This window comes from Sinomonas mesophila (assembly GCF_001999765.1).
Lineage (GTDB): Bacteria > Actinomycetota > Actinomycetes > Actinomycetales > Micrococcaceae > Sinomonas > Sinomonas mesophila.
On record NZ_MTIC01000052.1, the window covers coordinates 1 to 1,070 of the forward strand.

The following is a 1,070-nucleotide window of genomic DNA, read 5'->3' on the forward strand; positions in this document are numbered from 1 at the left end:
GGGGCCATGACCCAGACCTCGGCGTCATTCTTGGCGGCGGCGTCGGCGATGGCGGCGAGCTGGCGGGCCAGCACCCCGGGGGTCGTGGCGTCGGTGCGGTAGCCGCGCACGCCGAGGGCGGGGTTGGGCTCGTCGGTGTTGGTCAGGAAGGGCAGGGGCTTGTCGGCGCCGGCGTCGAGGGTGCGGATGACGACCTTCTTCCCGGGGAAGGCGGCCAGGACGGCGGAGTAGGCGGTGACCTGCTCCTCGTGGCGGGGCTCGGTGTCGCGGTCGAGGAAGCAGAACTCGGTGCGCAGGAGCCCGACGCCCTCGGCGCCGGCGGCGGCGGCCCTGGCGGCGTCCTTGCCGGTGCCGACGTTGGCCAGCAGCGGCACGGGGTGGCCGTCGGCGAGGGTGTTGGGGCCCTCGAACACGGCCAGGGCCTGGGCCTGGGCGGCCCAGGCGGTGGCGGCGTCGTGCTCGGCGGGTCCGGGGTCGGTGGCGACGGTGCCGGCGGCGCCGTCGACGAAGACCGTGGTGCCGTCGGCGATCCGGTCGACGCCGGGGGCGGCGACCACGGCGGGCAGGCCCAGGGCGCGGGCGAGGATCGCGGTGTGGGACTGGGGGCCGCCGCCGGAGGTGATCAGGGCCACGACCCTGGCCGGGTCCAGGGTGGCGGTGTCGGCGGGGGCGAGGTCCTCGGCGGCCAGGACGAACGGCTCGGCGGACTCGGGGATGCCGGGGGCGGGCAGGCCGAGCAGCTCGGCCACGATCCGGGCCCGGACGTCGGCGACGTCGGTGGCGCGTTCGGCCATGTAGCCGCCGAGGGCCTTGAGCTTCTCGGCCACGGCGGTGCCGGACTCCCAGACCGCCCGCTCGGCCGTGCGGGGCCCGCCGTCGGAGGCGGGGTCGAGCAGTTTCACGGCGCCCTTGACCAGCATCGGGTCCGCGGCCATCAGCGCGGTGGCCTCGAGCACGCCCTTGGCGTCCCCGGTGGCGTGCGCGGCGCGGGCCCTGAGCTCGGCCTGGACGGCCTTGGCCGCGGCCCGGATCCGCTCCGCCCCCGCCAGGGCGTCCTCGCCCGTCCCCGC

General features: G+C 77.7%; 1 protein-coding gene. It reads right to left on the minus strand.

What is annotated here, in order from left to right; genetic code table 11:
• Positions 1–1,070 (minus strand): putative PEP-binding protein (locus BV907_RS18040; RefSeq protein WP_139346874.1); only part of this gene is annotated, 1,070 nt, incomplete at both ends.